Origin of the sequence: Brevibacterium sp. ZH18, from assembly GCF_022748595.1 — a bacterium.
Classification (GTDB): domain Bacteria; phylum Actinomycetota; class Actinomycetes; order Actinomycetales; family Brevibacteriaceae; genus Brevibacterium.
Genome location: NZ_JALDSX010000013.1, coordinates 17,277 through 41,292, shown reverse-complemented (window position 1 = coordinate 41,292; position 24,016 = coordinate 17,277). Strand labels below are relative to the sequence as shown.

The following is a 24,016-nucleotide window of genomic DNA, read 5'->3' as shown; positions in this document are numbered from 1 at the left end:
CCCGTAAGGTTGCTGAGATAGCGGCCAACAGTGTGTGCAGAGCGGTTGGTGGCCAGGTAGCTCCGGGTACGGTCCGCCGCGCCCAGCTCCTCGGCCCGCCGCCTCCGGGCGCCGTCTGCGGCCCGCGGCCAGGCAGTTCTGGGTGCGGCCCGGTCAGTTCTTGTTGTCGGCGATGAAATCGAGCATGCCGGCCTGGTTCACGGGCAGCGCCAGCAGGCGGTCGAGCTCTTCGCTGCTCGGATCGATGCCGAGGATGCGCAGCGAGTATTGCGTGAAGTCGCGTTCGATGTCGTCCGGTGTCAGGTCACCAGTGGGGCGATACCAGAGGGAGAGCGAGTTGCAGATCGAGTGGATCGCGCGAGTCACGAGCGTGGCGCTGTTGACGCGGAAGGTTCCGGCATCGATGCCTGACTGGACGATTTCGCCCATGATTTCGCGGGCCTCTCGCTGCAGATCCTTGACTCGGCCCGCGTTGTCACCGGTCATGCGTTCGGTGTCGCGCAGCAGCACGGTGGAGACTGAGACGTTCTCCATGCGGTATCGGGCGAGGTAGCGCACGGCTACGACCAGCTGCTCGGTCGGGTCGTCGCCCACCTCGGCGATGACGGCACGACTGTGGTCGATGTACCAGGTGTAGGCGGTGTGGACGAGCTCGTACAGGGCTTCCTGCTTGGACGGGAAGTAGTAGTAGAGTGCCGAGAGGCTCAGCCCGGCGGCCTGAGCGATGTCGCGGATGGAGGCACCGTCGAAGCCCTTGGACGCAAAGGTGTCCCGAGCTGAGCGGAGAATGTTGTTGCGGCCGTTGGTGGATCGCACGGTGCGTGTACTCCTAGGCGTTTGCAGATCGAACAATCTTTCACTTGCCCACCGAGAATACCCTACGTAAGGCCGATCGGACGGGAAACTCGCTCGGATGATGTGACGAGGAACGCATTTCTGTCTGGAATGATTGACGGTTCAACGATGTTTGGCCAGAGTAGATCGCACCGCATTCTGGTCGACACTCCGTCTGCCGAGTGCTCGCGTGCGATGGACATCTGACATCGAACTGAGGACGCACATGCTCAACATCGCCATCATTCCCGGAACCTCTCGCCCGCAGGCGCTCAACCCCCAGATCGTCTCCTGGGTCAACGAGCAGCTGTCCGGTCGCGACGACGTCCGCGCTGAGGTCGTCGACTTCGGCGACTTCGATCTGCCCCTGCTCGACGAGGTCATCCCGGCTGGCGCGAACATGTACCAGAACGCACACACCAAGGCCTGGGGCGCGAAGCTCGCCGAGTTCGACGCCTTCATCTTCGTCACTCCGGAGTACAACCACTCGATCTCCGGCTCGCTGAAGAACGCCCTCGACTTCGTCGCCACAGAGTTCAACCACAAGGTTGCCGGCATCGTGAACTACGGCGCTGACAAGGGCGTGCGTGCCGCAGAGCACCTGCGCCACATCCTCGCGAACTACAAGCTCGCCGTGGTGCGCGACCAGGCTTCGTTCTCCATCTTCACCGATGTCGCCGACGGCCAGTTCGCTCCGACCGAGGTCTCCGCTGCCCCGTTCGCCTCGATGGTCGCTGACATCGTGAGCTGGGGCGAAGCACTGAAGTCCGTGCGCGAAGACGCAGCCGCCGAAGAGCAGGCTGCCTGATCCGCTGACACATTCGAAGCCCGTCGGACCGCTTGTCCGGCGGGCTTCGTCATGCCCGGGATTCCCCCTCGCCGAGGCGGTCACCACGTCCCGTTCCCGAGGTGACCTCGCCCACAGTGCTGAGTTAGAGTCGAACCAACTCAAACGTTCACTCAAATGATGCGAAGGACTCTTATGGATCTCACGAACACAGTCGCCCTCGTCACGGGCGGTGCCTCCGGACTCGGCCGCGCGACCACCGAACGCCTCCTGTCCGCCGGTGCGCAGGTCGTCATGGTCGACCTCAACGCCGAGGTGGGACAGCAGGTCGCGGCAGAGCTCGGCGACAAGGCCCACTTCGTCACCGCAGACGTCACGAACGAGGAGCAGGTCCAGGCGGCCGTCGAGACGGCGACCGGCCTCGGCGAGCTGCGCGTCGTCGTCAACTGCGCCGGAGTCGCAACTCCCGGCAAACTTGTGTCGCGGAAGGGCCCGCTGCCACTCGACGCCTTCTCGAAGGTGCTCAACATCAATGTCGTAGGCACGGTCAACGTGTGCCGCCTCGCCGCCGCAGCGATGCAGGCGCAGGAGGCCGTGGGCGAAGAGCGCGGCGTCATCGTCAACACCGCATCGGTTGCGGCCTTCGATGGCCAGATCGGCCAGATCGCCTACTCCGCGTCCAAGGGCGCCATCGCCTCGGTGACCCTGCCGATGGCCCGTGAACTCGCATCCTCGCAGATCCGTGTGGTCACGATCGCGCCGGGAATTTTCGAGACTCCGATGATGGCGGGTCTGCCCGAAGAGGCGCAGGCATCGCTGGCGAAGTCGATTCCGCATCCCTCCCGTTTGGGCAAGCCCGCCGAGTACGCGCAGCTCGTCGAGTCGATCGTTGCGAACCCGATGCTCAACGGCGAGACCATCCGCCTCGACGGCGCCATCCGCATGGCACCGAAATGATCTTCGCACCGAAATGATCTGAAACGCTCAGCGGGCGTCGCGTTCGGAGGACTGTGTGCTCCCGGATGCGGCGCCCGTTGTCGTCCCGCCGCGTCCCGCCGCGTCCCGCCGCGGCCCAGCGCGGCCCAGCGCGGATCAGTGCGGCTCAGCGCGGATCAGTGCGGCTCAGCGGGGTTCGCGGGACTCGTTGACGAGGATCGCCAGCTGCACGCGAGTGTTCACGTCGAGCTTGAAGAATATCCGCGCCAGGTGCGTCTTCACCGTTGCGGTTGAGACGAACAGCGCCCGCGCGACCTGCGCATTCGTCATGCCCTGAGCAACCGCCTCGGCGATCTCCCGCTCCCGCGTCGTCAGCGGCTCCAGGGGATCGGGAACCGTCGGGCCACGAGCGGGACCCGTTGCCGATGTGCTGTTCCCGACGAGGCCGGAGCGTTGCCCGAGCAGCGATTCGACGGCACTGGGTGAGAGCGTCCGCGTGCCTCCTGCCGCGGCACGGACTGCAAGGATGAGGTCGTCGGGAGGGGTGTCCTTGAGGATGTAGCCGGCGGCCCCGGCGCGCAGTGCCTGCAGCACGAACTCATCGGTGCCGAAGGCGGTGAGGATGAGGACCTCGGGATGGGGATCGGCCGCCATGAGGATCTCGGTCGCCTTGAGACCGTCCATGACGGGCATCCGAATGTCCATGAGCACGAGGTCTGGAGCCAACTCCTGGCACAGGTCGACGGCTTCGGAACCGTTGGCCGCCTCGGCGATGATCTCGATGTCCTCCGCCGCGCCGAGGAGGAGGCGCAGGCCCGAGCGCATGAGCGATTCGTCGTCGGCGATGATGGCCCGGATCGTCATGCTCGCTCCTCGGCTGGGTCCTGGATGGGGATGCGCGCGCTCAACTCGAACCGCGGGAAGTGCGTCACTGTGAGATCGCCGCCCATGGCTTCCATCCGCTCCCGCAGGCCCAGCAGTCCAAGTCCCGAGCCGGCAATGTACTGGGTGCGTGCCGGTGCGATCGACTGTTCGTCGTCGGCAGGTCGAGCCTCGCCGAGGCGGTTCGTCGGGTAGTCGTTGGACGCGTGCATCGTGATGAACCTCGTCACCTGCCCGTCGAGGTCGCCGGCGATCATGATCGACAGCGTCTTTCCGGGGGCATGCTTGACGGCGTTCGTCATCGCCTCTTGGACGAAGCGGTAGATGGTGGTTCTCTCAAGCGCGCCGAGCGAGTGGAGGGCCCGCGCGTTCACGGGTTCGACGTAGGTCAGCACGGCCGTGCCCGAGCGTTCAGCGACGAGGCGGTCGATGTCGGGATCGACGACCGTTCCCTGGTCATCGCCGCGCAACATCGTCAGCACCTCTCTCAGTTCGGCCCCGGAGCGTCGTGCGCTGGCGGCGATGAGCCGGGCGCTTTCATGCACAGCATCAGGCTCCAGATCGTTGCGCACTGACAGGGCCCCCGCATACATGGCGATGACGCTGAGGTGGTGGGACAGGGAGTCGTGCATGTCGCGGGCGATGCCGCGGCGCACCTCGGCGATGGCCCGGTCCTGGCGCGAGCGATCACGCAGCAGCGTCTGCGCGGCCGTGTCGATGAGGCCCTGCTCGCGCGCGCCGCGGATGACGCCGATGACGACGAGCACGGCGAAGGCCGTGCCGCTGACGAGGAAGACCGGGAGTTCGAATTCGCCGACGGCATACGGAGTGATGATGTAGGCCAGGGACTGGGAGGCCATCGCTGCGAGGATGGTCGCGAAGCTCAGCAGCCAGCTCTGTCGGGCGGCGAGCGTGATGACGAGGATCGATGCTGCGGCCACACCGAAGAAGCTGATCGTGCCGGCGAGGATGCCGACGATCCCGACGGTGATGGGGATCCACCCGCCGGTTCGGCGCTGCAGCGATTCGACGGAGCCCTCGTGGGTCAGGAACTCCTCTCCGCCTCTGCCCGTGCTGGTGAGGAACTCCCGCAGCCGCTCTGCGGCGAGGACCTTGGGGCGCAGGGTGTGATGGCCGATGGTCCGTCCGTCAAATGACAATGTGATCGGCAGGCACACGAGAGCGATGATTCCGAAGATGATGTGGACGAACAGCTCGGCACGGAGTGCGCTCTCTGCGGTGCCGGCGCCCTCGACGTCCGGCCATTGCTGGCCGACCCCGATGACGAGGATGAGCAGGCCGAGGACCAGAGAGACTCCGGTCCAGACAGCGGCACGGCCGAAGAGTCGGCGACGGAGAGGTAAGGGCACACCTGAAGATTACCGTTTGCGCACCGCAGGCGTCGTCGCCCGAAAGGATGACAAAGTCCGCTCCGATGACCGATGGTGCAGCCCGATCCTCGTCGTCCTCCTCGTCAGTGTGCTCACCTTGTTCACGGGCGCCGATCTCAACGCCACAAGCACACGACTGACCGATGTCATCGCATCGATCGCCGATAGCCGTCGGTGAGAGGAGCCTTCGCAGGAGTCAGGCTCAGTGGGAGTCAGGCAGTGTCTTCAGATAGTGGTCGACGAATTCATCGGGCGTGAGATCGGCCAGGCGGGCGGCTTCCTCGATGCGGCGGATCGAGTGCACGGACAGCTCGGAAACCGTTTCCCCCGACAGCCTCGATTCCGCTGCGCCCGGATCCAGCTGCGGCTCCACTGCCGCGGATTCGGGCCTCAGCAGCAGCGAGGAGACAGGAACGACGACGACTCCCAGCGCCGCGAGAATCCAGACGATTCCGCTCAGCCGAGTCAGCCACTCGTATTCCCATGCAGGCTCCCACCAGATGGAGATCAACGACAGCGCGCAGCCGAGAGCGATGAGACAGAGGGTGATCGTCAGTGCGATCCTGACCGTCCACGACCGGTTCGAGACCAACAGCAGAATGAGCGAAGCGACGGAGGTGCAGGCGGAGAGAAGGCAGGCCGTGACGAGCAGCTTCCAAGGGAGGTCAACGTCGTAGGGCTCTGCCCAGACAAACCAGAGCGCAAGCGCCAGAGCGAGGACGGCCAGTCCGATCGTGATGATGCCGAACGGCTGGCCGCGCCTGCCGATCAGCGTCGCCCCGCAGAATGTTGCAACGCTGAAGACTCCCGTCAGCGCCGTCGTGGCGAGGACTTGGTACGCGATCTCCGACTGGATATCACCGAGGAGGACGATAATCCCGCCCAGCGCCGCGAGACTGAAGGTCACGACGATCGCTATGACGATCGTGCGTCGGAATCTGCGGGTCAGCGCAGTTGGGGCTTCTTGTGCCATCGGGGAGCCGATCCTTCCTAAGGATTGTCTGGGTGGCACAATCAGTATCTCATCGGACCGGCAGGAAGCCCCTCACGCGGTGGTCAACGTATCACGCGGTGGGCAGCGTGGCCCTGACCTCGAAACCACCGTCGGCAGTCGGACCCACATGCAGTGTCCCGCCGAGGGCTTCGACCCTCTCACGCATGCCTTTGAGACCGAATCCACCGCCGAGGTGGCCGGCAGCGGGATTGTCCCGATCCCGCCCGGCGTGGTCCGATTGGTGCCGATCCACCTGGTCCTGGCCTGGCGCCCCGTTGATCACGAAAACCTGCAGCTGCGGGCCATCAGCGTGCACGGACACCTTCACCGATGCGCCGGGAGCATGGCGCAGCGCATTCGACAGGGCTTCCTGGGTGATGCGGAAGGCGGTCAGACCGGTCGTAGCAGTGAGTGCCAGCGGCTCCGACGGGAACTCGAGTTCAACCTCGGCGCCCGACCCGCGAGTGGCATCGACCAGGTCAGGAATGTCGTCGAGAGTCGGCTGCGGTGCCAGATCTGCATCGCGCCCGCCGCGCAGAATCGCGAGGAGCCCGCGCATCTCATTCAGTGCCTGACGGGCCGAGCCGGCGATCGCATCGAACTCGTCGACGCTGCGCTCCTCAAGCTCGGGCAACCGGTACTTCGCGGTCGTCGCCTGGACGCTGATGACGGACATGCTGTGCGCGACGACGTCGTGGAGCTCCTGCGCGATCCGGTTGCGCTCCTCGAGTTCCTGACGCTTCGCCAACTCCTCTGCGCTGAGCTGGCGCTCGGTGGCCAGCTGAGTGCGACCGCGGATCCACAGATTGCCGATGACCGCGATGGCTGAGATCCCAGCTGTGAGCGAAACGGTCGTGATGACATTGGCCAGCGCCCCCGACAACCCTCCCGCATGGGGCATCGTCAGACTCAGCCCGCCGAGAACCGTGGACAGCGACCACAGGATGACGAGATGGAGCCAACTGTGACGCAGGCCGATGATGAGGTGGAGGAAGATCAGCGCCAGGATCGACGTCGCCGTCCATGGCCACACCAGTCCGAGAGAGTCCGCGGTGAGGATGATTCCGGCCACGGCCGAGACCAACCCGACGATGATGGCGGCGACCGGCTTGCGCACGGCGAGCACCAGGGCACCGCTCTGCACGAGGACGACGAGCATCGCGATGATCGACGGGGAGTCGTAGAGCACTGTGGTGACAGGCCATCCGACCGCGAGCAGGACGACGCCGACGAAGATGCTGACCAGCCAGAACCATCCCTCGCCGGCGGCGTGCTTGATGAAGGAGCCGGCGTCTGTCTTCGGGTCTGAAGGTGATCCCGCGGAGGCTGCCAGTGACGCAGAGGACCCGAACACGGGCAGGGTCGCCGAGGCGGTGCCGTCCGGATCGTGGCCCGTTTCGTCACCGGCTCGTGCTTTTCCCACCGAAGCAGCCGGTTCCGCCGAGGCGGCCTCGTCGTGACCGGGTGCCAACCCTGCCGTGATCGCCGCGATCTCCAACCGAGCCATGGCATGGAGGGCGAAGGGGAAGGTGATGAGGAGGATGAGTCCTGCAACGAACTGGAAGGTCGCCTCGGCGCCGAACCCCAGATTCACTATCGACGAGTCGTTCCACCACGCCGCGATGAAGGTGATGAGATCGGTGTTGCGGTTGGGGAGGAATCGTCCCCAGAAGAAGTAGGTCATTCCACCCACAGCGCCGAAGAACCACGGGACCACTACGGAGAAGGTGAAGAGCCGGATCGGCAGGGCGAAGACGGCTTCGAACAGCAGGTCGAGCCACCGGCGACCCTCGGACATGGCACCGATCCATCCGCGGAGCCCGCCTGAACGGGGACGGCGGACCACCTCGGCGATGGGAGCTCCCCACTGCCGGGCCCGGGCCCGGGAGAGGTTTGCGAACCCGGTCGCCACGTAGAGCGTCAGCGGCAGGAGCAGGACGCCGATCCAGATGATGAGGGTGGCGATCGAGACCGAGAACAGAGCGATGAGTACGGGGAAGGCGATGAGGGAGATGAACATGCCCGGCAGAACGAGGACGGTGTCGCGTCCCAAGTTGTGCCACAGACGTGACCACCACGACCGTTCGGGCGCGGAGGACGTCGCCTGCTGTGGGGCGGTCCGGGGCGGAGCCGTCGGGTATGGGGGCACGTTCTCAGGGTACGTGTCCGTGTGTGACGGTGCACCCGGAGTCGGGATTTCTGTTGTCTGATTCATGATCGAACTCCTTGCTTGTTGAGGTGGTTCTGCAGGCTTGCGGAGGGCGTCTCCGAGGTTGCGGCAGTGCGGCTGTTGAGGCTGCGGGGGTGGAACTTCGAGAGCATCCACACTCCGGTGATCCCACCGGCACCGGCGAGGACGAGGAGGAGGACGGCACCCGGTGTCAGCCCCGTGTACTCGCCGAAGAGAGCGCCGCCGATGATGACGGCGACGATCGGGTCGATGACGGTCAGGCCGGCCAGAACTGTTTCCGCGGGTCCGGAGGCGTAGGCCGTCTGGACGAGCCAGAATCCCACCGCCGAGGCGAGAGCCACAGCTGCGAGCACCCACCACCACTTCCCATCCGGACCGTCGAACCCGGGCAGGCCCGTGGTCACGACTGTGCGTGCCAGGACGTGAGTGGCCGCGGCGACCGTGCCGAAGATGAGGCCGGTCATGATCACCCGCGGAATGTGCCCGGCGGTGCTGAAGACGAACAGGGCGCCGAAGACGCTGAGGGCGACGAGGACAGAGAGCAGGGTGGTGATCGAGGACTCGGTGGTGACGAGCTCGTGGGTGAACCTCGCCGAGGTGGAGACGAAGGCGAAAACACCGAAGAGCGTCACACCGATGCTGATGAGCAGCGGGGCGTTCAGGTGGAGGCCGAAGTACCGGCGGCCGATGAAGGCTGCGAAGACGAGGGAGAGCGCGCCGATGGGCTGGACGATGGCGACGGGGCCCAGGCCGAGTGCGACGACGTTGAGGACGGTCACCATGCCCATCAGTCCCAGGCCCGTGAACCAGGTGGCCTGCCGTCTGCGGCCGGGGCTCATGGTGGCGACGGCGTACTGCTGGAAGTGGGTGCCGAGCGCCAAGCAGAAGGCGGCGGCGATGGCGAGGACTATCGCGGTGATGATCATGGTGTGCACGCTAAGGACCCGGTCTGCCGGTGCACATCATACGAAGGAGTGAACGTGTGTGGCCGCGGATGATACCTAAGAGTGAAAACCGTGGTTCGCAGGCCTCGAGCGCCGAGGTGGTGCGGCTTGTGCGTGTCGTGTCGGGTCCCGTTCGGGTAGCGTGAGGGCATGCCAGAATCAGGAGCGTCGCAATCGCCGGTGGGACAGAGCGTTCCCCCGCCTCTGTCCGAGACGATCCGGGTCGCGATCGTTGACGATCAGGCTATGGTCCGCCAAGGCTTCGGCGCACTCCTCGATGCGCAGTCAGATATGACTGTGGTCGGCAGCGCCGAGGACGGTTCGCAGGTCGTCGACCTCGTGCGCCGGACCGATCCCGACATCATCCTGATGGATATCCGGATGCCCACACTCAACGGCCTCGACGCGACTCGCGCGGTCTTCTCGATGCCGGGCGACCACCCGAAGGTCATCATGCTCACGACCTTCGACGCCGATGAATACGTCTTCTCCGCCCTGCGCGCGGGAGCGAGCGGGTTCCTGCTCAAGGACGCCACCGCCGAGGACATGATCACGGCGGTCCGGGTCGTCGCCGAAGGGCAGTCGCTGCTGGCGCCGTCGGTGACCCGCCGGCTCATCGCCGAATACGTCAGCGGGCCCAAGGTCGCTAAGGACACGGCTGTGCTCGGGCAGCTCACCGACCGTGAGATCGACGTCATGACGCTGGTGGCGAAGGGGCACACCAACGCCGAGGTGGCCGACCACTTGTTCCTCGCCGAACAGACTGTGAAGACGCACGTCTCCCGGGTCTTGTCGAAGCTGGGACTGCGCGATCGCGCCCAGATCGTCGTCGCCGCCTACGAATCAGGCCTGATCGTCGCCGGCAGCTGAGCCGAGCTCCTTGACGATCGTCTCCGCTGATCCTGTCTGCGCACCGCGATAGCCGGTGCCGGCCCACAGGTGCAGGTTCTGCGGATCGCCGGCTTTCTTCGCTGCGCCGCGGAATTCCTTCGTCAGATGATGCACCGCCGGATAGGCATCAACAGCCACCGAGTCGAATTTCCGCACGAAGTCATTGACCAGTGCACGTGCAGGGCGTCCGGTGAACGCCCTGGTCAGCTGTGTCTCGTTGAACTCCTCGGACTGCAGCGCGGCCCGGTGAGTCGGAGCAGTGCCTGCCTCATCGCTCAGCAGCAGAAGGGTGCCGACGACCACGGCGCTCGCCCCTGCCTGCAGGAGAGCCTCGACCGTTTCAACCCCGTCGACTCCGCCGCCGGCAGCGATGGGGAGGTCCACCTCGGCGAGGACTTCTCTGAGGAGGTCGACCGTGGCACGGTCCTCGATCTGCCGTGTCGGATCGGCGGTTCCCGAATGCCCGCCGGCGCGAGGACCCTGAACGATGAGCGCGTCGACGCCGCGCTCCGCAGCGGTGCGGGCCTCGGCGGGGGTGGTCACGGTCGCCGCGACCTGAGTGCCGACGGAATGGAGACGGTCGACCACCTCGGCGGTGGAGATATTGAACGTCATCGACACCAAGGGCACCGGATTGTCGACGAGGTAGTCGACCTTGTCGGTGTAATGATCGTCGTCATCGACGGGTTCAGGGTTGAGCCTCAGCCCGCGCTCGGTGGCTACGGGTTCGAGGGCAGCGACGAAACCGGCGAAGGCCTCGCGGTCGACGGGTACCGGATTCGGAGCGAAGAGATTGACGCCGAAGTTATCGGTCGTCTCCCGCATGCGATCGATGAGCGGGGCCAGCGCCTCGGCGGTGAGATACCCGCCGGCGACGAAGGGAAACCCGCCGGCTCGGGCGACAGCAGCGCAGAGCTCGGGCGTTGTCGTTCCGCCAGCCATTGGAGCCCCGATGATGGGCAGGTCGGTGGTCTCGAAGGCGATCGTCGTCATCGTTTCGTTCTCCTTGCTTGTGCCTCGTGGATCAAGCGGGTCTCTGAGTGGGTGATGTTCTCGTTGCCATTCTTGCACTCCGGTGCGAGTCGACATGACGCGAAGCGGCACGGTATCGGGAGCGGGCCGCGACGACTCACCCGCAGGTAGTGCTCGGGCGGGTTGAGGTCGGAACTCTGAGGTGATGTGGAGGAGGCAGCCCGGTCCCTAACTTCGGTTGAGTCGAACACTTTCGAACCGTTGAAGGAACTGAAATGTCTCTCACTCTCGCCGCACCGCCCGCACCGCCCGCACCGCCCGCACCGCCTGCGGCGCTCATGCCAGCACCGCCCGTCACACGCACGCGCCAGCTTCCCATCCCACCTGCAGGGAGCACTCCAACACCACCCGAGTCCACTCGCCCACACCGGGACGCGGCTCTCGACTTCGTCCGCTTCGCCTGCCTCATCGTCGTGGTCGCGCTCCACTCGATGATGAGCAGCGCCGAGCTCGGTGTCCGCGGCGAGGTGGTGCCGACCGTTGCCCTCTCCGGTTCGCTCGGCTTCACGATCGCCTCATGGTTCTACCAGATCATGCCGCTCTTCTTTGCGATCGGCGGCTACGCGGCGCTGAGCCAGTGGCGACGGACGCAGGCCAAGGGTGGGACCTGGGCCGACTATCTCAGCGTGCGCCTGCGTCGGCTCGTCGCACCGGTCACTGTCCTCATCATCCTCGCGGGGCTCGGCGTCGAGATCGCCTCCGAACTCGGCGCATCACCTGAGCTCATCGCCGAGGCCGGCCGGCGCATCGGCCAGCCGCTGTGGTTCCTCGCCGTCTACGTCGGCCTGACATCATTGGTTCCGCTGGCTGCACGATTCCACGCACGCGCGCCGAGGCGGACCGTCCTGGCGCTCGCCGGTGCCGTTGCGGTGGTGGATACGGTGGTCGCGATCAGCGGGGTGACGGGACTTGGATACCTCAACTTCCTTCTCGTCTGGCCTCTCATCCAGCAGTTCGGGTTCTTCTTCCACGACGCCATGCATCGTCCAGTGCGCTCGGGCTTACTCTGGACGGTCGCCGTGCTGGCCGTGACGGTTCTCGGCGGACTGGTCGCACTCGGCGTCCACAGCCCGAACATGCTCGTCAACCTCAACCCGCCCACCGGTGCGCTCGTGCTCTTGGGATTGGCGCAGATTGCTCTTCTGCGGCTGGGCCATGCCTGGTTGAGTTCCCTGGTGGCAGGTGGACGGGCGCGCTCCGTTGTCGAGCGTGACACCCAGGCGCGGATCTGGGATCGGCTGATCGCGTGGGGAAACAAGTACGGGATGCACGTCTACCTGTGGCATATGAGCGTCGTCATCACCCTCATCGGTGTCCAGGGCGGGCTGGCATCTTTGCTTGCCGCAGCGCCACACGGCACGGGTCTTGGTCTCAGCACCGTCATCTTGCCCCCGGTCGAGTCGGCCTGGTGGTGGATGAATCGGCCGGTATGGCTGATCCTGGTCTTCGCCGCATCTGCTGGAGTCGCCGTCCTGGCGGCGAAGGCGGACGTGCCGAAGAATGAGACATTGGTGAAATTCGTCCGGACCATCACCGAAGGAATCCGCGCGGCTGGCGGAGTCATTCTGCCATTGAGCCAGCGACCACGTCACGGTGCCGGACAGCGACCTCACCCGAGGAATCGTCAGCTCCACCGCGCGATCCTGGCAGTCGGACTGGCCGTCATCGGTATCGCAATCGCGCTTCTGGCCGGGATCGCGCCATTCATCTGGGCCGCAGCTGCCGCAGTGCTCCTCCTGGGCTCGCTGGTCATCGCGGCCGAGCTGCCAGGCGTCGACGGTCCTTCGCGACTTCGACCGTGACGAAAAAAGTCGATGAAAGTCGTAAACATGACGGGCGGTGACATTCCGGGTCACATGCGATGACGACCAGGCCTGACTCCGCCCAGACTGGTGGAACTTCGACCACATTGTCGGGGTCCATCAGTGAAGGAAGGAACCGCCGTGAGCCACACCGAACGCGTGCACACCGCTCAGCCTGGCATTTCGACCCGCTCGGTGCATTCGGGAGCCGATCCCGAATCGCACACAGGCTCGGTCGTCGCCCCGATCTTCCAGACCTCGACCTTCATGATGGACACTCCCGGACAGACTCGTGCCGGCTTCGACTACGCGCGCACGGGCACTCCGAATCGCAGCGACCTCGAAGACGTGCTGTGCGAATTGGAGAACGCATCGTTCGCCGCGGCAGTGAACTCGGGCACTTCGGCGGAGGTCGCAGTGTTCTCCGCGCTGCTGGGCCCTGGCGATGAGATCATCATCCCGCGCGACATCTACGGCGGCACCTACCGACTGCTGAAGAATGAGTATGAGCGCTGGGGTGTGCGCGTCCGCACGGTCGATCTCACCGACACCGAGGCACTGGCCGCGGTGATCTCGGAGAAGACCGCGATCGTGTGGGTCGAGACCCCGAGCAACCCGGGCCTCGACATCGTCGACATTGCGGAGACCGCGAAGCTGGCTCACGCCGCGAATGCGATCCTCGCCGTCGATTCGACCTTCGCGACGCCCATTCTGCAGCGCCCGATCGATCTCGGCGCGGACGTCGTCATCCATTCGACGACGAAGTTCATCAATGGCCACTCCGACGTCATCGGCGGCGCTGTCCTCGCCGGTGACGGCACGACGTGTGCCCGTGCCGCCGAGGTTGTCGATCGTCTCCAGAGTCACCTGGCATCCGTGGGGCTGGGCATCGCCCCGTTCGACGCCTGGCTGACCCGACGCGGCATCAAGACCCTGCCGTTGCGGATGGCCAAACACTGCGAGAACGCGCAGGCCGTGGCCGAATGGCTGCAGACACGCCCCGAGATCGCCGAGGTCTATTACCCTGGCCTGCCCAGTCACCCCGGTCATGAGATCGCGAAGAAGCAGATGAGCGGCTTCGGGGGAGTCGTGTCGCTGCGCACCGACACCGAGGCCAGAGCATTGTCGTTGGTCTCGAACACGAAGCTCATCACCTTGGCCGAATCGCTCGGCGGCGTGGAGTCCCTCATTGATCACCCGGCCACGATGACGCACCTGTCTGTTGCGGACTGCGAGCTCAGTGTCTCCGGAAGCTTCATCCGCCTGTCGCTGGGCATCGAGGACATCGACGACATCCTCGCTGACCTCGATGCGGCCCTCGCGGCGACTGCCGGTGCCGCCAGGGTCGAGGCGGATCGTCCGCTCGAAACGTCGGTCGACGCACGGGTCTACGCGTAGAGCTCGCACCGAAAGCCTCTCGAGCCGATCACGGCAGCGTGGGGAAAACCCGATGTCGGGTCGGAGGTCTTCGTGCTGTTGGCTGCTCAACGACTCCCGTAGCGTTATTGCTATGAGTGAGAAGACCCCCGAGAGCCCACAGGATTCGGAGCCGAACGGCACCGATCCGGTGGAAACTCCTATCCCCGACGACCACAGGCCCATCAGCGCCGAGGCGATCGTCAACGCACCGCCGACCCGCGAGCAGCCGCCAGCTCAGAACTCTGACCAGGCGTACGCACAAGCATTTTCCCAGGCCAATCCCCAGGTCCGATCCGGACAGGCAAACACCGACAGCGCTCAGCAGCACCCCTCGAATCCCGGAAACGCGTATCCCCGAAGCCCCCAGCAGGGCAGTCAGCCGCAAGCCTGGTCGCACCAGCCCGGTTACTCTCACCCGGTCAACTCCCACCAGTCCGGTTTCGCCTATTCGAACCCGATGCCCGGCACGGTCCCTAACGGATCGATGCCCGGGGGAGCACCACCTCGGCGGAAGAAGCCGGGACCGGAGAGCGTCGCCTATGCACCCGTGACCGGAGCGATGCCTCTGTCGGATTCAGAGGCGACCGAGGTTCCGGCGGACGGTCCGATCGAATGGCCGCACAGCCGAACCGGATTCGTCGGAGTCGCCAACCTGGTGCTCTCGGCCGTCCTCGCCGTGATCTGGGCCTGGATCCCGCTCGGCCTCCTGTTCACAGGAATCGGCGGAATCTTCGCGCTCGGCCTCGGAGTGCTTGCTCTCGTCATCTGGATCCTGGTCCAGCAGGGAGCGAACATCGTCGAACGATATCGTGCCGAACTCATCTACGGCGACCGGATCCCCGTGCCGAAGATCGCTCGCAGCACCCGCCCATCCGGCTTCGGCCGCTTCCTCCACAATCAGTGGCTGACCGTGAAATCCGGATTGTTCTGGCGCTCGACTGCCCATCACTACATCAAGATGCTGCTCGGTGCGGTCGTCGTCGGCGGCACCGTGGCGGGAATCTGCGGTTCCATCTTCGGCATCTTCGGCGCGATCAACCCCGACGGCATCTCCGCAGGCTTCTTCGCCGCTTCTGCCACCGGCCTGGGCCGCGTCGGCATCGTCATCGGCGCTGTCATCATCCTGGCCAGCTCCCTGGCGATCCTATGGTTCGCCCCGTACCTCGACCGTGCCCTCGATCGCAGCCTTCTGACGCCGCCCCGGACCGCGGCACTGCAGGCTGAGGTCACCGAACTCGACCGAGCCCGCATGGCCGGGATCGATGCAGCCGCAGCAGAACGGCTGCGCATCGAACGCGACCTGCATGACGGAGCCCAGCCCCGCCTCGTCGCCCTGAGCATGACCTTGGGTATGGCGAAATCGAAGATCGACACGGATCCCGAACGAGCGAAGGAACTTGTCTCCGAGGCCCATACCGAGGCGAAGGGAATCGTCAACGAACTGCGCCAGCTGGCCCGTGGAATCCACCCGGCCGTGCTCACCGACCGTGGTCTCGATGCAGCCGTCTCCGCCCTGGCCGGGCGCTCGACGATCCCCGTCGAAGTCGACGTCCGACTCGAAGGACGCATCGAACGGGAAGCCGAGGCTGTCGCCTACTTCGTCGTCGCCGAATGCCTGACCAACATCGCGAAGCATTCGGGTGCTGCCCACGCCCGGGTTTTCGTCGCCCCGATCGAAGGCGGAGTCCAGATCGTTGTCACCGACAACGGCCGGGGCGGGGCACGGATCGACCGTTCGGGACGCCATACAGGCATCGCCGGTCTGGTCGATCGCGTTGAAGCCGCTCGTGGGACACTGAACCTGACCAGCCCCGCTGGTGGGCCAACTACTGTCGTTGTGGAGGTGCCATGCGCATCGTAATTGCCGAAGACTCTGCCATCCTGCGAGCCGGACTCGAGAGGCTTCTGGTCGATGCCGGCCACGACGTCACCGCCGCAGTCCCGGACGCCAACGAACTCCTCGCAACGGTGCACAACAACCCGCCGGACCTCGCCGTCATCGACGTGCGCATGCCGCCGACGTACACCGACGAGGGCATCCGGGCCGCAGTTCTCATCCGCAAGCAGAACCCGGACGTCAAAGTCCTCGTCTTCAGCCAATACGTCGAAGAGCAGTACGCGTCAGAACTCATCGCGGAGAACACCGGTGGATTCGGCTACCTCCTCAAGGATCGGGTCGCCGACGTCGAGGACTTCCTCGCAGCAGTCGATGAGGTCGCCTCGGGCGGAACGGTCCTCGACCCTGAGGTCGTCGCCCAGATCCTCGTGCGCACCCGCAAGAAGGATGGGCTCTCCACCCTGAGCCCGCGCGAACTCGAAGTCCTCCAGCTCATGGCCGAAGGCAAGTCGAACGCTGCGATCGCCCGCACCCTCTACCTCAGCGCCGGAGCTGTCGAGAAGCACATCAGCTCGGTGTTCACCAAGTTCGGTCTCACCGCGGACACTTCGGACAACCGACGCGTCCTCGCCGTCCTCACATTCCTCGGAGCCTAGAATGCCTGCCACAGTCCACGTCAGCCCATCCGCGCGAACCAGCTTGCGCGCGATCATCGTCATTGCTGCGGTCGTCGCCCTCCTCGTCCCCATCACCATCAGCGTCGCACACGGGGCGTCACGCCTGAACTATGCGAATTACGAACACAGCGAACCGCTGTCGGCGGGGATGAAGAACCTCAGCTTGGCCCTCGACACGAGTGCTGAGGTCGTGATCAAGACTTCTGACGTGGGCGAACCGACCGTGACGTTGGCCGGAACCGCACCGCGTGACAAGACTCCGAAGCTCGATGTTCGAGAGACCGGCGACTCCTCAGAAGTCTCCGTCGACGGTCAGCACAACTTCGAGAACGCCCGGGTCGAGGTCGCACTTCCTGCGCAGCTTGCAAAGGGACTCAAGCTCGACCTGGCCGGTGGCTTCGGGACACTGAACATCACCGGTGACTACAAGGAGATCATCGCGAAGACCGATGGCGGATCCGTCGACGTCGACGCCACAGCCGATCGCCTCCAGACGTCGACGGACTACGGCGAGACGAGCCTGACCGGCACCTTCGGGACCATTGAGTCAAAGACAAAGGTCGGCACCATCGACGGGACGGATCTCAGGGTTCGCGATCATGTCGATGCCGTCACCTCTGCCGGCTCGATCGACCTCGACCTCTCCAACGATATGGTCCCGGTCGCGGGCATCGTGGCCAAAACCGATACAGGCACGATTGACCTCAGCCTCCCGCGCCTGAAGCTGGCGCAGGAGAACATGGCCGCCGAGGCGACCGCTTCCAAATCCGGCGACGAGAAGTCCGGTGACGCGAAGGATCTGTTCTACCGGATCAACGCGAACTCACAGCAGGGCAGCGTCGATCTGGCGCAGGAGCTGAAGAAGTACGACGCGTCGAAGAGCGCGGCGGACGCCAAGGGGAAGACGGTCATTCCGGTCTCCGTGAGTGCGGACACCGGAGCGATCACGATCGAGCAGAACTAGACTGTCTCGTGACGGTGTCCGTCGGTTCGACCCGCGACGGGCCCTGCGCTCGAATGTGTGCCGATTCGTCGGCACTGAGGGGATGAGACATGCAGATCACCGTTTACGGCGCCACCGGGACCTTCGGGCACCACCTCGTCGCGCATCTGCGCAGCAGAGGGCACTCGGTCATCGCCGCCCACCGCGGGATCGGCGTCGACACCTACAACGGGGAAGGCATCACCGAGGCGGCTGAAGGCAGCGACGTCCTCGTCGACTGCGTTAACCGTATGACGAACAACCGGCACAAAGCACTCGACTTCTTCTCCCGCAGTTCCCGCTCGATCGCTATGGCAGCTGCTGAGAATCCGGGTGCGGCCATGGTGTGCCTGTCCATTGCGTTCAGGCCCGAGGTCACTCGGTCGAAACTCCTCGGCTATTACCAGGGCAAAGAACTGCAGGAGAGGGTCTACCGGCGGCTCGTGCCCAGCGACCAGCTGCTCGTCTTCCGGTCCGCGCAGTGGTTCGAACTTGCCCAGTCCATGACCATCGCCGCAGGCCCTCTCGCCTTCGTTCCGAAGATGGTCGTGCGCGCGCTCGCCGCTGACGAAGCGGCACGGATGATGGCCGAGGCCATCGACTCCGGTGAGCGGGGAACCGTCGAGGTCGCCGGCCCCGAGATCAGCGACATGCCGTCGATTGCGGCCGCCATCCTCGGTGCTGGTGCTGGCACTGCCGGTCGCGATGGTGCGGTCCGTGATGCGCGCGATTCTGAGGTCAGTGATGGGGTGGGGCGCGGCAGACGGCGCCGAGTCCCGACGGTCATTCCGGTCCCCATCCCCGGTCCGATGTCCCGGGACGGTCTCATCCCTGATTCGCCGAGGCTCTCCGGCGTCACGCTCGACGAGTGGCTGCGCACGCGCTGAGTTCGGCGCACCACCTCGGTGGAGGATGAAGTTGTAGGATCCACTGGGGGAGGAGACAGCATGGAGTGGACTGAGTTCGGACTCGACGGCTATGACGCGGTGAGGATCATCATCTCCTGCGTCGTGTTCTACGTGGGGATCATCGTCCTCGTGCGTGTGTTCGGCCAGCGCGCTCTGGCCAGCCTCTCGAGCTTCGACCTCGCTGCGATCATCGCGCTGGGTGCGATCATCGGCCGCTCGATCCTCGGCAACACACCGACCCTGGTCTCCGGGGTCCTGGCACTGGCCACCATGCTCGTACTGCAGGCGCTGACCGGGCGATTGCGCAGGTTCGGTCGAATCGAAGGAATCGTCAACAGTCCAGCCATCGTGCTCATGGCCGGTGACGAGCTGCTGCTCGACAACCTCGCCCGGGCCCACGTCGATCGAGCCGAAGTGATCTCGAAGCTGCGCATGTCAGGGATCCGTCAGTACCGCGAAGTCGCGTGCGTCATCCTCGAGCCCACTGGGCAGATCAGCGTGACAAAACGCGGCCTGCCGCTCGACGAGGAGCTTCTGCGCGGCGTCATCGGCGCCGATCGCATCCCCCGCGAGGGCTGAACCTCAGTCGTCGAGGCCGAGCAGCCTCGCGCCGTTGTGCCACAGCACCGAGGCCATCCAGTCATCGCCGAGGCCCAGTTCGGCGAGCCCTGAGATCTGCCTGGCATAGGGGTAGGGAATGTTGGGGAAGTCGGAGCCCAGGACGATCTTGTTCTGCAGACCGACCAAGCGCTCACGATAAGCGCGATCCACCTCGGCGGGGGAGTTGAGGAACCCGGTCGCGTACATCGTCGTGTCCAGGTGGACTCCGCTGTAGTCCTCGGCCAAGCTGGCGAACTCGTTGTACTCGGGCATGCCCATATGGGCGATGACGAACCGGAGTGTGGGGAAGCGTTCGAGGACATTCGCGACGGCCTCGGGGCCGGTGTAGGTGCCGGGCAGCGGCCTCGACCCGGCGTGGATGACGATGGGAACCTGCGCCTCGGCCAGTGCCGCCCACGCCGGGTCGAGGACACGGTCGTCGGGGGAGAATCCGCCCACCTGGACGTGGATCTTGAACAGTCGGGCACCGGCGTCCAGAGCTGCGGGGACGTAGTCGGCGGCCTCCGGTTCGGCATAGAGTGTGGCGCAGTGGATGACGTCGTCGTGGGCGGCGGCGAACTCGGCGTTCCAGTCGTTGAGCCAGGCGGCCATCCCCGGTCGGTGCGGGTAGGTCAGGGCCGGGATTGCGCGTACGCCGAGGTCACGGACGATCTGCAGCCGGGTGTCGGTGTCGAAGCGGTAGTGGATCGGCCAGGGCTGACCGTAGTTCGACTCGGCGTCATCGAAGTAGGCCCAGACTTTGTCGAGGACGTTCTGCGGCAGGAAGTGGATGTGGATGTCTGCGAGTCCGGGAATGCCGAGCGCTTCGAGGTAGTCCGGGACGTCCGCATCGGTGCGGGGCGGGGCGACGCTGTGTGGGTCTGCAGGCGTCGAAGGTCGGGGAGCTGCCGCGTCGAAGTTGTCCATCACCCCAGCTTAGGGCGTGTGGCACATCCTCAGGTGATGCCCACATCGGAAGCCTAGACTGCCCTCATGGAATTCACCGATCCGTACGAGATCGACGTCCCACCCGGCACTCGCGGCGTAGGGAAGGGGCCGTTCTGGTCGCCGGGGTCAACCGTGACCTGGTCGTTCAGACGATTCGACTTCGACCGCGACCGCGCCGAGGTGCGCCGACCCATGAGCGTCATCGAGGACGGTCCCGACGGCGCCGTCCTGTGGATGGCCGGAGGAACCGAGACCACCGACACGAGGATCGTCGGCTGGGAGGATCACAATCCCCACGACGTTCCGCTCAAAGTCCCTTTCCGCCCCCTCGCCGAGGCGCCGCGGCGGATCATGGCACCCGGTCATTGGCGTGGGCTCGGGGTGCTCAAGATCGTTCCCGCCCATGTGCCGTTCTCCGTGTGGGTGCTGCTCAAACCCGGTGAGGCAGGTTCGGTCCGGGCCGAGTGGTACGTCAACCTCGAGGCGACACATCAGTGCACGGCTGACGCCCTCTACACGAGCGATCACATCCTCGACATCACATTCCCCGAGGCGGCCGGTCTGGTGCCGGGCGAACAGTTCGACCCGTCGGGGGCCGTGTTCAAAGACGTCGACGAGCTGGCAGCGGCTGCCAACTACGAAGCCTGGCCCCAGGCGTGGTCCGAGACGATCCGAGGCAATGGATCGGAACTGCTCGACCACCTCGGCGAGTTCACCGGGGCATTCGACCTAAAGTGGGAGGTGAAGGCTCGGGAACTCGCGGCAGAACCGTCAGTTTCTGATACTTCGCGAAATCAGGAACATCATCGTGTTCGAAGTGGTTGCTACAACAAGGACTGGATCTAGGCACTGCCGCTTCGGCCGCCAGTGGTTCAGTCCTCTAGACGCGCAACGACCGTGCACAGACAGTGCGCGGCGTCGAAGAAAGGAAGCATCTCGATGACGACCAACCACAGGATCCTCCTCAATTCCCGCCCCGTGGGAGAGCCCACAGCTGAGAACTACCTCCTCGAGGAAGCTCCGGTTCAGACACCGCAGGACGGTGAGGTTCTGCTCCGGACTCTGTACCTCTCACTCGATCCGTACATGCGTGGTCGGATGTCCGATGCGAAGTCCTATGCGAAGCCGGTCGAGGTCGGCGATGTCATGGTCGGTGCCACGGTCTCCGAGGTCGTCGAGTCGAACTCGTCTGACTTCTCCACCGGCGACACTGTCCTCGGCTACGGCGGATGGCAGGAGTTCTCCGTCGAGAAGGCCGCGCACCTGCGCCGCATCGATCCGGAGGTCGCCCCAGTCAGCACCGCTCTTGGTGTGCTGGGCATGCCGGGCTTCACCGCCTATGCAGGTCTCTTGGAGATCGGCCGTCCGCAGCCCGGCGAGACCGTGGCAGTCGCTGCGGCAACCGGTCCCGTCGGCTCCGTCGTCGGTCAGATCGCGAAGATCAAGGGCGCGAAGGCCGTCGGCATCGCCGGTGGACCCGAGAAGGTCGGCCACCTGAAGGAGCTCGGCTTCGACGTCGCGCTCGACCACCGGACGGGTAACCTCAAGAACGAACTCAAAGAATCGGTGCCACAGGGCATCGACGTCTACTTCGAGAACGTCGGCGGAGACGTGTTCAAGGCAGTGCTGCCACGCCTGAACACCTACGCACGCGTGCCCGTCTGTGGACTCGTCGCTAACTACAACCTCACCGAGCTGCCTGAAGGCCCGGACCGTTCGGGTGCGCTCATGGGCAACATTCTGAGCCGCTCACTCAACGTTCGCGGCTTCATCCAGACCGAGTTCGTCGAGAAGCACCACGAGGCTTTCCTGTCCGACATGAGCGGATGGGTCAAGGAAGGAAAGGTTCGCTACCGCGAGGACATCCGTCCGGGCCTGGACAAGGCTCCCGAGTACTTCAACGATCTGCTCGCCGGTCGCAACTTCGGCAAGATGGTCGTGGCCGTCGGCGCACAGAGCTGAGCGCTTCGCCTTCAGCTTCACTTCAGCAACCCTTCTGTCACCCAGCTACCCCACGACGGGTTGCTCCGTGACAGAAGGGTTGCTGAGCGCGCGATGTCAGCGCCGACGTGCAGCCGCCTCGACCAGTTCAGCGCCCGGACGCGGTGTTCTGCGCCAACGACTTGCTGGCCGTGGGTTTCATGCAGGCCGTCATCATGTTCACTGGCCTGCGGGTGCCGGAGGATCTGGCGATCATCGGCTACGACGATATTGACTACGCGTTCTCGACGATCGTTCCGCTGACATCAGTGCGGCAGCCGGCGGATTTGCTAGGACGCACCGCAGTCGAGTCATTGCTGGCGGAGAACGAATCGGGGGCGCAGTCTCATCGGGATGAGAAATTCACCCCTGAGCTCATTGTTCGGCAGTCGACACGGACAGTGTGAAACTGCGAACTGCCTTCGGCGAAGCGCTCGCGCATCCAGTTCGACGTCTGAAGCTCACGTGAGAATGGTGCTCATGCAAACGCCGCGAACACCTCGGCGGGGTCAAGACCGAAGCTCAGAGCCAAGGTCAGTACGATCCGCGCCTTGCGTGCGTCGAGGATCCCAGCCGGGATGAGACCGGACTCGAGCAGTCCGATCTCACCGCCGGGGTAGCCGTACGTGCTGGTCAAGCTCGCACCGGAGCCGGGGCGTGAGGCCAGGACGACGGGCATAGCCTCGCCGAGGCGGGTCACCGTCGGCACCAGATGCTCGGGAACATGCCCGCCGCCGACTCCCGCGATCACCGCACCGGTGAACCCTGAGCCGATGATCTGAGTCAGCGTTTCCTCGGGTTCGCCCATCCCCACCTCGGCGAGGGCGACCTTGGCCAACGACTCCGGACGGGGACGACCTGCGAACGGGGAGGTGCTGCCACCAATCGCAGAAGCTGGAGCGTGGGGAAGCCGGACCGTGTCCTCGCTGATCCAGCCGATCGCGCCGAGGACGGGGCCGGATGAGAACGCGGCAGTCGACGACACGTGAGACTTGCGGACGAAGCGCGGATCATGGATTTCGTCGTTGAAGACCAGAGTCGACGGCAGCCCTGTGGCCTGGGGTGACAGTGCGGTCAATGCAGCGGAGCGAACATTTGCCGGACCGTCGGCGCCGGGCAGGGTGGGGTTGCGCATGGCTCCGGTGGCAGCGATATGAACACCCGAATCGTTGAGGAGCCAGAGGCCGAAGGCGCTCTCCTCGAGAGTGTCGGTGCCCTGAGTGAGGACAATGCCGTCAGCTTCCGTGGTGCGGGCGAGTTCGACGACGTCGAGGAGCATCTCCAGGGTGACGTTCGCGCTCGAGACCTGAGCGACCTGAGTGAAGTCGGCCTGCAGATCAGGCCAGACCTCATTGAGTCCAGCGGCTGCTGCGATCTCAGCCCCGCTCAGAGCGGGGGTGACTCCGCCGTTGCCGTCGGCAGTCGATGCAATGGTTCCGCCGAGTGCGGCAAATACAAGATGTGGGGAGGTCTCAGACATAGTCACGATTCTATCGGCCCGTGTCATGGCCTTTTGCTAGTCTCCAATCATGGATCCCGACACGGTGCTCACTCTCGCCCACGAGCAGGCGATCCAGTACCCGTCTGTCGAGATCAGCTATCCCTTCGGGCATGAGTACGCGGTGTACAAGGTCCGGGACAAAATGTTCATGATGCATTTTGAGCTGCGGGGAGCCCCGAGCCTCAACCTCAAGATCGACCCGCTCGACAGCGAGGTCCTGCGCGACGCCTACGACGAGATCACCCCCGGCTATCACATGAACAAGCTGCACTGGATCACGGTGAGCGGAGCGGGTGACGAAAATACTGCGGGCAATACCCTCGACGCGGAGCTTCTCCACGACCTCGTCCTCGAGTCCTACTGCCTGGTCGTCGCGAAGATGCCCAAGCGCGACCGCCCCGTCGACCCTGCGACGTTCGGAGGTCGATCCGACGACTGACCCGGAAATTGGCAACAGGGACCGCTGGCGCAGAGAATAGA

At 64.9% G+C, this 24,016-nt stretch carries 24 protein-coding genes; 15 read left to right on the top strand and 9 right to left on the bottom strand.

Annotated elements, in window-relative coordinates:
* Nucleotides 1-153 precede the first annotated feature (153 nt).
* Nucleotides 154-816, bottom strand: coding sequence for a TetR/AcrR family transcriptional regulator (locus MPN20_RS07225; protein ID WP_242780826.1), 663 nt, complete (start codon nt 814-816; stop codon nt 154-156).
* A gap of 244 nt (nt 817-1,060) precedes the next feature.
* Here MPN20_RS07225 and MPN20_RS07220 point away from each other — a divergent pair, with 244 nt between their 5' ends.
* Nucleotides 1,061-1,642, top strand: coding sequence for an NAD(P)H-dependent oxidoreductase (locus MPN20_RS07220; protein WP_242780825.1), 582 nt, complete (start codon nt 1,061-1,063; stop codon nt 1,640-1,642).
* A 174-nt stretch (nt 1,643-1,816) separates the two neighbouring features.
* The gene (locus MPN20_RS07215; RefSeq protein ID WP_242780824.1) at nt 1,817-2,578 is read left to right on the top strand and encodes an SDR family NAD(P)-dependent oxidoreductase; all 762 of its coding nucleotides are present in this window, start codon (nt 1,817-1,819) and stop codon (nt 2,576-2,578) included.
* A 165-nt stretch (nt 2,579-2,743) separates the two neighbouring features.
* Here the strand turns inward: MPN20_RS07215 and MPN20_RS07210 are convergent, their stop codons facing one another.
* Both MPN20_RS07210 and MPN20_RS07205 read right to left on the bottom strand, forming a co-directional pair.
* Entirely contained in the window at nt 2,744-3,421 is a 678-nt protein-coding gene (locus tag MPN20_RS07210) for a response regulator transcription factor (protein WP_242780823.1), read from the bottom strand.
* Complete coding sequence (locus MPN20_RS07205) at nt 3,418-4,809, bottom strand: histidine kinase (protein WP_242780822.1); 1,392 nt, start codon at nt 4,807-4,809, stop codon at nt 3,418-3,420. The genes MPN20_RS07210 and MPN20_RS07205 overlap by 4 nt, the downstream gene beginning before the upstream one ends.
* A gap of 16 nt (nt 4,810-4,825) precedes the next feature.
* On the opposite strand from MPN20_RS07205, the gene MPN20_RS07200 reads away from it, so the two are divergent.
* On the top strand, nt 4,826-5,008 hold the full coding sequence (locus tag MPN20_RS07200; RefSeq protein WP_242780821.1) for a hypothetical protein: 183 nt from the start codon (nt 4,826-4,828) through the stop codon (nt 5,006-5,008).
* Between the two features lie 24 nt (nt 5,009-5,032).
* Here the strand turns inward: MPN20_RS07200 and MPN20_RS07195 are convergent, their stop codons facing one another.
* From MPN20_RS07195 to MPN20_RS07185, 3 genes are all read right to left on the bottom strand, one after another.
* Complete coding sequence (locus MPN20_RS07195) at nt 5,033-5,803, bottom strand: hypothetical protein (protein WP_242780820.1); 771 nt, start codon at nt 5,801-5,803, stop codon at nt 5,033-5,035.
* Between the two features lie 91 nt (nt 5,804-5,894).
* Nucleotides 5,895-8,039: a sensor histidine kinase gene (locus MPN20_RS07190; RefSeq protein WP_242780819.1), complete on the bottom strand. Its 2,145-nt coding sequence runs from the start codon at nt 8,037-8,039 to the stop codon at nt 5,895-5,897.
* On the bottom strand, nt 8,036-8,941 hold the full coding sequence (locus MPN20_RS07185) for a hypothetical protein (RefSeq protein WP_242780818.1): 906 nt from the start codon (nt 8,939-8,941) through the stop codon (nt 8,036-8,038). The genes MPN20_RS07190 and MPN20_RS07185 overlap by 4 nt, the downstream gene beginning before the upstream one ends.
* Nucleotides 8,942-9,109: 168 nt before the next feature.
* On the opposite strand from MPN20_RS07185, the gene MPN20_RS07180 reads away from it, so the two are divergent.
* Nucleotides 9,110-9,829 (top strand): response regulator transcription factor, encoded by a 720-nt coding sequence (locus MPN20_RS07180; RefSeq protein ID WP_278189723.1) that lies wholly within the window; start codon nt 9,110-9,112, stop codon nt 9,827-9,829.
* On the opposite strand, the gene MPN20_RS07175 is transcribed toward MPN20_RS07180, so the two are convergent.
* Nucleotides 9,803-10,843, bottom strand: a complete 1,041-nt coding sequence (locus MPN20_RS07175; RefSeq protein ID WP_242780817.1) for a nitronate monooxygenase — start codon at nt 10,841-10,843, stop codon at nt 9,803-9,805. The genes MPN20_RS07180 and MPN20_RS07175 overlap by 27 nt on opposite strands.
* Nucleotides 10,844-11,097: 254 nt before the next feature.
* On the opposite strand from MPN20_RS07175, the gene MPN20_RS07170 reads away from it, so the two are divergent.
* From MPN20_RS07170 to MPN20_RS07140, 7 genes are all read left to right on the top strand, one after another.
* Nucleotides 11,098-12,684 (top strand): acyltransferase, encoded by a 1,587-nt coding sequence (locus tag MPN20_RS07170; RefSeq protein WP_242780816.1) that lies wholly within the window; start codon nt 11,098-11,100, stop codon nt 12,682-12,684.
* Between the two features lie 141 nt (nt 12,685-12,825).
* Complete coding sequence (locus MPN20_RS07165; protein ID WP_242780815.1) at nt 12,826-14,082, top strand: aminotransferase class I/II-fold pyridoxal phosphate-dependent enzyme; 1,257 nt, start codon at nt 12,826-12,828, stop codon at nt 14,080-14,082.
* A 112-nt stretch (nt 14,083-14,194) separates the two neighbouring features.
* Nucleotides 14,195-15,964 carry a sensor histidine kinase gene (locus tag MPN20_RS07160; protein ID WP_242780814.1) on the top strand — a complete coding sequence of 590 codons (1,770 nt, stop codon included), beginning with the start codon at nt 14,195-14,197 and terminating at the stop codon, nt 15,962-15,964.
* A complete protein-coding gene (locus tag MPN20_RS07155) occupies nt 15,952-16,596 on the top strand; it encodes a response regulator transcription factor (RefSeq protein WP_242780813.1) in 645 nt (214 codons plus the stop codon). Before MPN20_RS07160 ends, MPN20_RS07155 begins: the two co-directional genes overlap by 13 nt.
* A gap of 1 nt (nt 16,597) precedes the next feature.
* Nucleotides 16,598-17,581, top strand: coding sequence for a DUF4097 domain-containing protein (locus MPN20_RS07150; protein WP_242780812.1), 984 nt, complete (start codon nt 16,598-16,600; stop codon nt 17,579-17,581).
* Between the two features lie 89 nt (nt 17,582-17,670).
* A complete protein-coding gene (locus tag MPN20_RS07145) occupies nt 17,671-18,486 on the top strand; it encodes an SDR family oxidoreductase (protein ID WP_242780811.1) in 816 nt (271 codons plus the stop codon).
* 60 nt (nt 18,487-18,546) lie between these two features.
* A complete protein-coding gene (locus MPN20_RS07140) occupies nt 18,547-19,086 on the top strand; it encodes a YetF domain-containing protein (protein ID WP_242780810.1) in 540 nt (179 codons plus the stop codon).
* 3 nt (nt 19,087-19,089) lie between these two features.
* On the opposite strand, the gene MPN20_RS07135 is transcribed toward MPN20_RS07140, so the two are convergent.
* Entirely contained in the window at nt 19,090-20,034 is a 945-nt protein-coding gene (locus MPN20_RS07135; protein WP_242780809.1) for an amidohydrolase family protein, read from the bottom strand.
* A gap of 66 nt (nt 20,035-20,100) precedes the next feature.
* Here MPN20_RS07135 and MPN20_RS07130 point away from each other — a divergent pair, with 66 nt between their 5' ends.
* From MPN20_RS07130 to MPN20_RS07120, 3 genes are all read left to right on the top strand, one after another.
* On the top strand, nt 20,101-20,901 hold the full coding sequence (locus MPN20_RS07130; RefSeq protein ID WP_242780808.1) for a DUF402 domain-containing protein: 801 nt from the start codon (nt 20,101-20,103) through the stop codon (nt 20,899-20,901).
* Nucleotides 20,902-20,994: 93 nt separating this feature from the next.
* A complete protein-coding gene (locus tag MPN20_RS07125) occupies nt 20,995-22,017 on the top strand; it encodes an NADP-dependent oxidoreductase (protein ID WP_242780807.1) in 1,023 nt (340 codons plus the stop codon).
* A 107-nt stretch (nt 22,018-22,124) separates the two neighbouring features.
* Entirely contained in the window at nt 22,125-22,442 is a 318-nt protein-coding gene (locus MPN20_RS07120) for a substrate-binding domain-containing protein (RefSeq protein ID WP_347566806.1), read from the top strand.
* A 71-nt stretch (nt 22,443-22,513) separates the two neighbouring features.
* On the opposite strand, the gene MPN20_RS07115 is transcribed toward MPN20_RS07120, so the two are convergent.
* Nucleotides 22,514-23,515 (bottom strand): asparaginase domain-containing protein, encoded by a 1,002-nt coding sequence (locus tag MPN20_RS07115; protein WP_242780806.1) that lies wholly within the window; start codon nt 23,513-23,515, stop codon nt 22,514-22,516.
* Between the two features lie 49 nt (nt 23,516-23,564).
* Between MPN20_RS07115 and MPN20_RS07110 the strand changes: the two genes are divergently transcribed.
* Nucleotides 23,565-23,975 carry an MmcQ/YjbR family DNA-binding protein gene (locus MPN20_RS07110; protein ID WP_242780805.1) on the top strand — a complete coding sequence of 137 codons (411 nt, stop codon included), beginning with the start codon at nt 23,565-23,567 and terminating at the stop codon, nt 23,973-23,975.
* Nucleotides 23,976-24,016 lie beyond the last annotated feature (41 nt).

Bases quoted from the DNA above. Each gene is read 5' to 3' on its own strand.
- MPN20_RS07170 (WP_242780816.1), top strand. From the start codon at position 11,098: ATGTCTCTCACTCTCGCCGCACCGCCCGCACCGCCCGCACCGCCCGCA.
- MPN20_RS07160 (WP_242780814.1), top strand. From the start codon at position 14,195: ATGAGTGAGAAGACCCCCGAGAGCCCACAGGATTCGGAGCCGAACGGC.
- MPN20_RS07210 (WP_242780823.1), bottom strand. From the start codon at position 3,421: ATGACGATCCGGGCCATCATCGCCGACGACGAATCGCTCATGCGCTCG.
- MPN20_RS07195 (WP_242780820.1), bottom strand. From the start codon at position 5,803: ATGGCACAAGAAGCCCCAACTGCGCTGACCCGCAGATTCCGACGCACG.
- MPN20_RS07140 (WP_242780810.1), top strand. From the start codon at position 18,547: ATGGAGTGGACTGAGTTCGGACTCGACGGCTATGACGCGGTGAGGATC.
- MPN20_RS07220 (WP_242780825.1), top strand. From the start codon at position 1,061: ATGCTCAACATCGCCATCATTCCCGGAACCTCTCGCCCGCAGGCGCTC.
- MPN20_RS07115 (WP_242780806.1), bottom strand. From the start codon at position 23,515: ATGTCTGAGACCTCCCCACATCTTGTATTTGCCGCACTCGGCGGAACC.
- MPN20_RS07175 (WP_242780817.1), bottom strand. From the start codon at position 10,843: ATGACGACGATCGCCTTCGAGACCACCGACCTGCCCATCATCGGGGCT.
- MPN20_RS07215 (WP_242780824.1), top strand. From the start codon at position 1,817: ATGGATCTCACGAACACAGTCGCCCTCGTCACGGGCGGTGCCTCCGGA.
- MPN20_RS07180 (WP_278189723.1), top strand. From the start codon at position 9,110: ATGCCAGAATCAGGAGCGTCGCAATCGCCGGTGGGACAGAGCGTTCCC.
- MPN20_RS07110 (WP_242780805.1), top strand. From the start codon at position 23,565: ATGGATCCCGACACGGTGCTCACTCTCGCCCACGAGCAGGCGATCCAG.
- MPN20_RS07130 (WP_242780808.1), top strand. From the start codon at position 20,101: ATGGAATTCACCGATCCGTACGAGATCGACGTCCCACCCGGCACTCGC.
- MPN20_RS07150 (WP_242780812.1), top strand. From the start codon at position 16,598: ATGCCTGCCACAGTCCACGTCAGCCCATCCGCGCGAACCAGCTTGCGC.
- MPN20_RS07155 (WP_242780813.1), top strand. From the start codon at position 15,952: ATGCGCATCGTAATTGCCGAAGACTCTGCCATCCTGCGAGCCGGACTC.
- MPN20_RS07135 (WP_242780809.1), bottom strand. From the start codon at position 20,034: ATGGACAACTTCGACGCGGCAGCTCCCCGACCTTCGACGCCTGCAGAC.
- MPN20_RS07145 (WP_242780811.1), top strand. From the start codon at position 17,671: ATGCAGATCACCGTTTACGGCGCCACCGGGACCTTCGGGCACCACCTC.
- MPN20_RS07190 (WP_242780819.1), bottom strand. From the start codon at position 8,039: ATGAATCAGACAACAGAAATCCCGACTCCGGGTGCACCGTCACACACG.
- MPN20_RS07185 (WP_242780818.1), bottom strand. From the start codon at position 8,941: ATGATCATCACCGCGATAGTCCTCGCCATCGCCGCCGCCTTCTGCTTG.
- MPN20_RS07125 (WP_242780807.1), top strand. From the start codon at position 20,995: ATGACGACCAACCACAGGATCCTCCTCAATTCCCGCCCCGTGGGAGAG.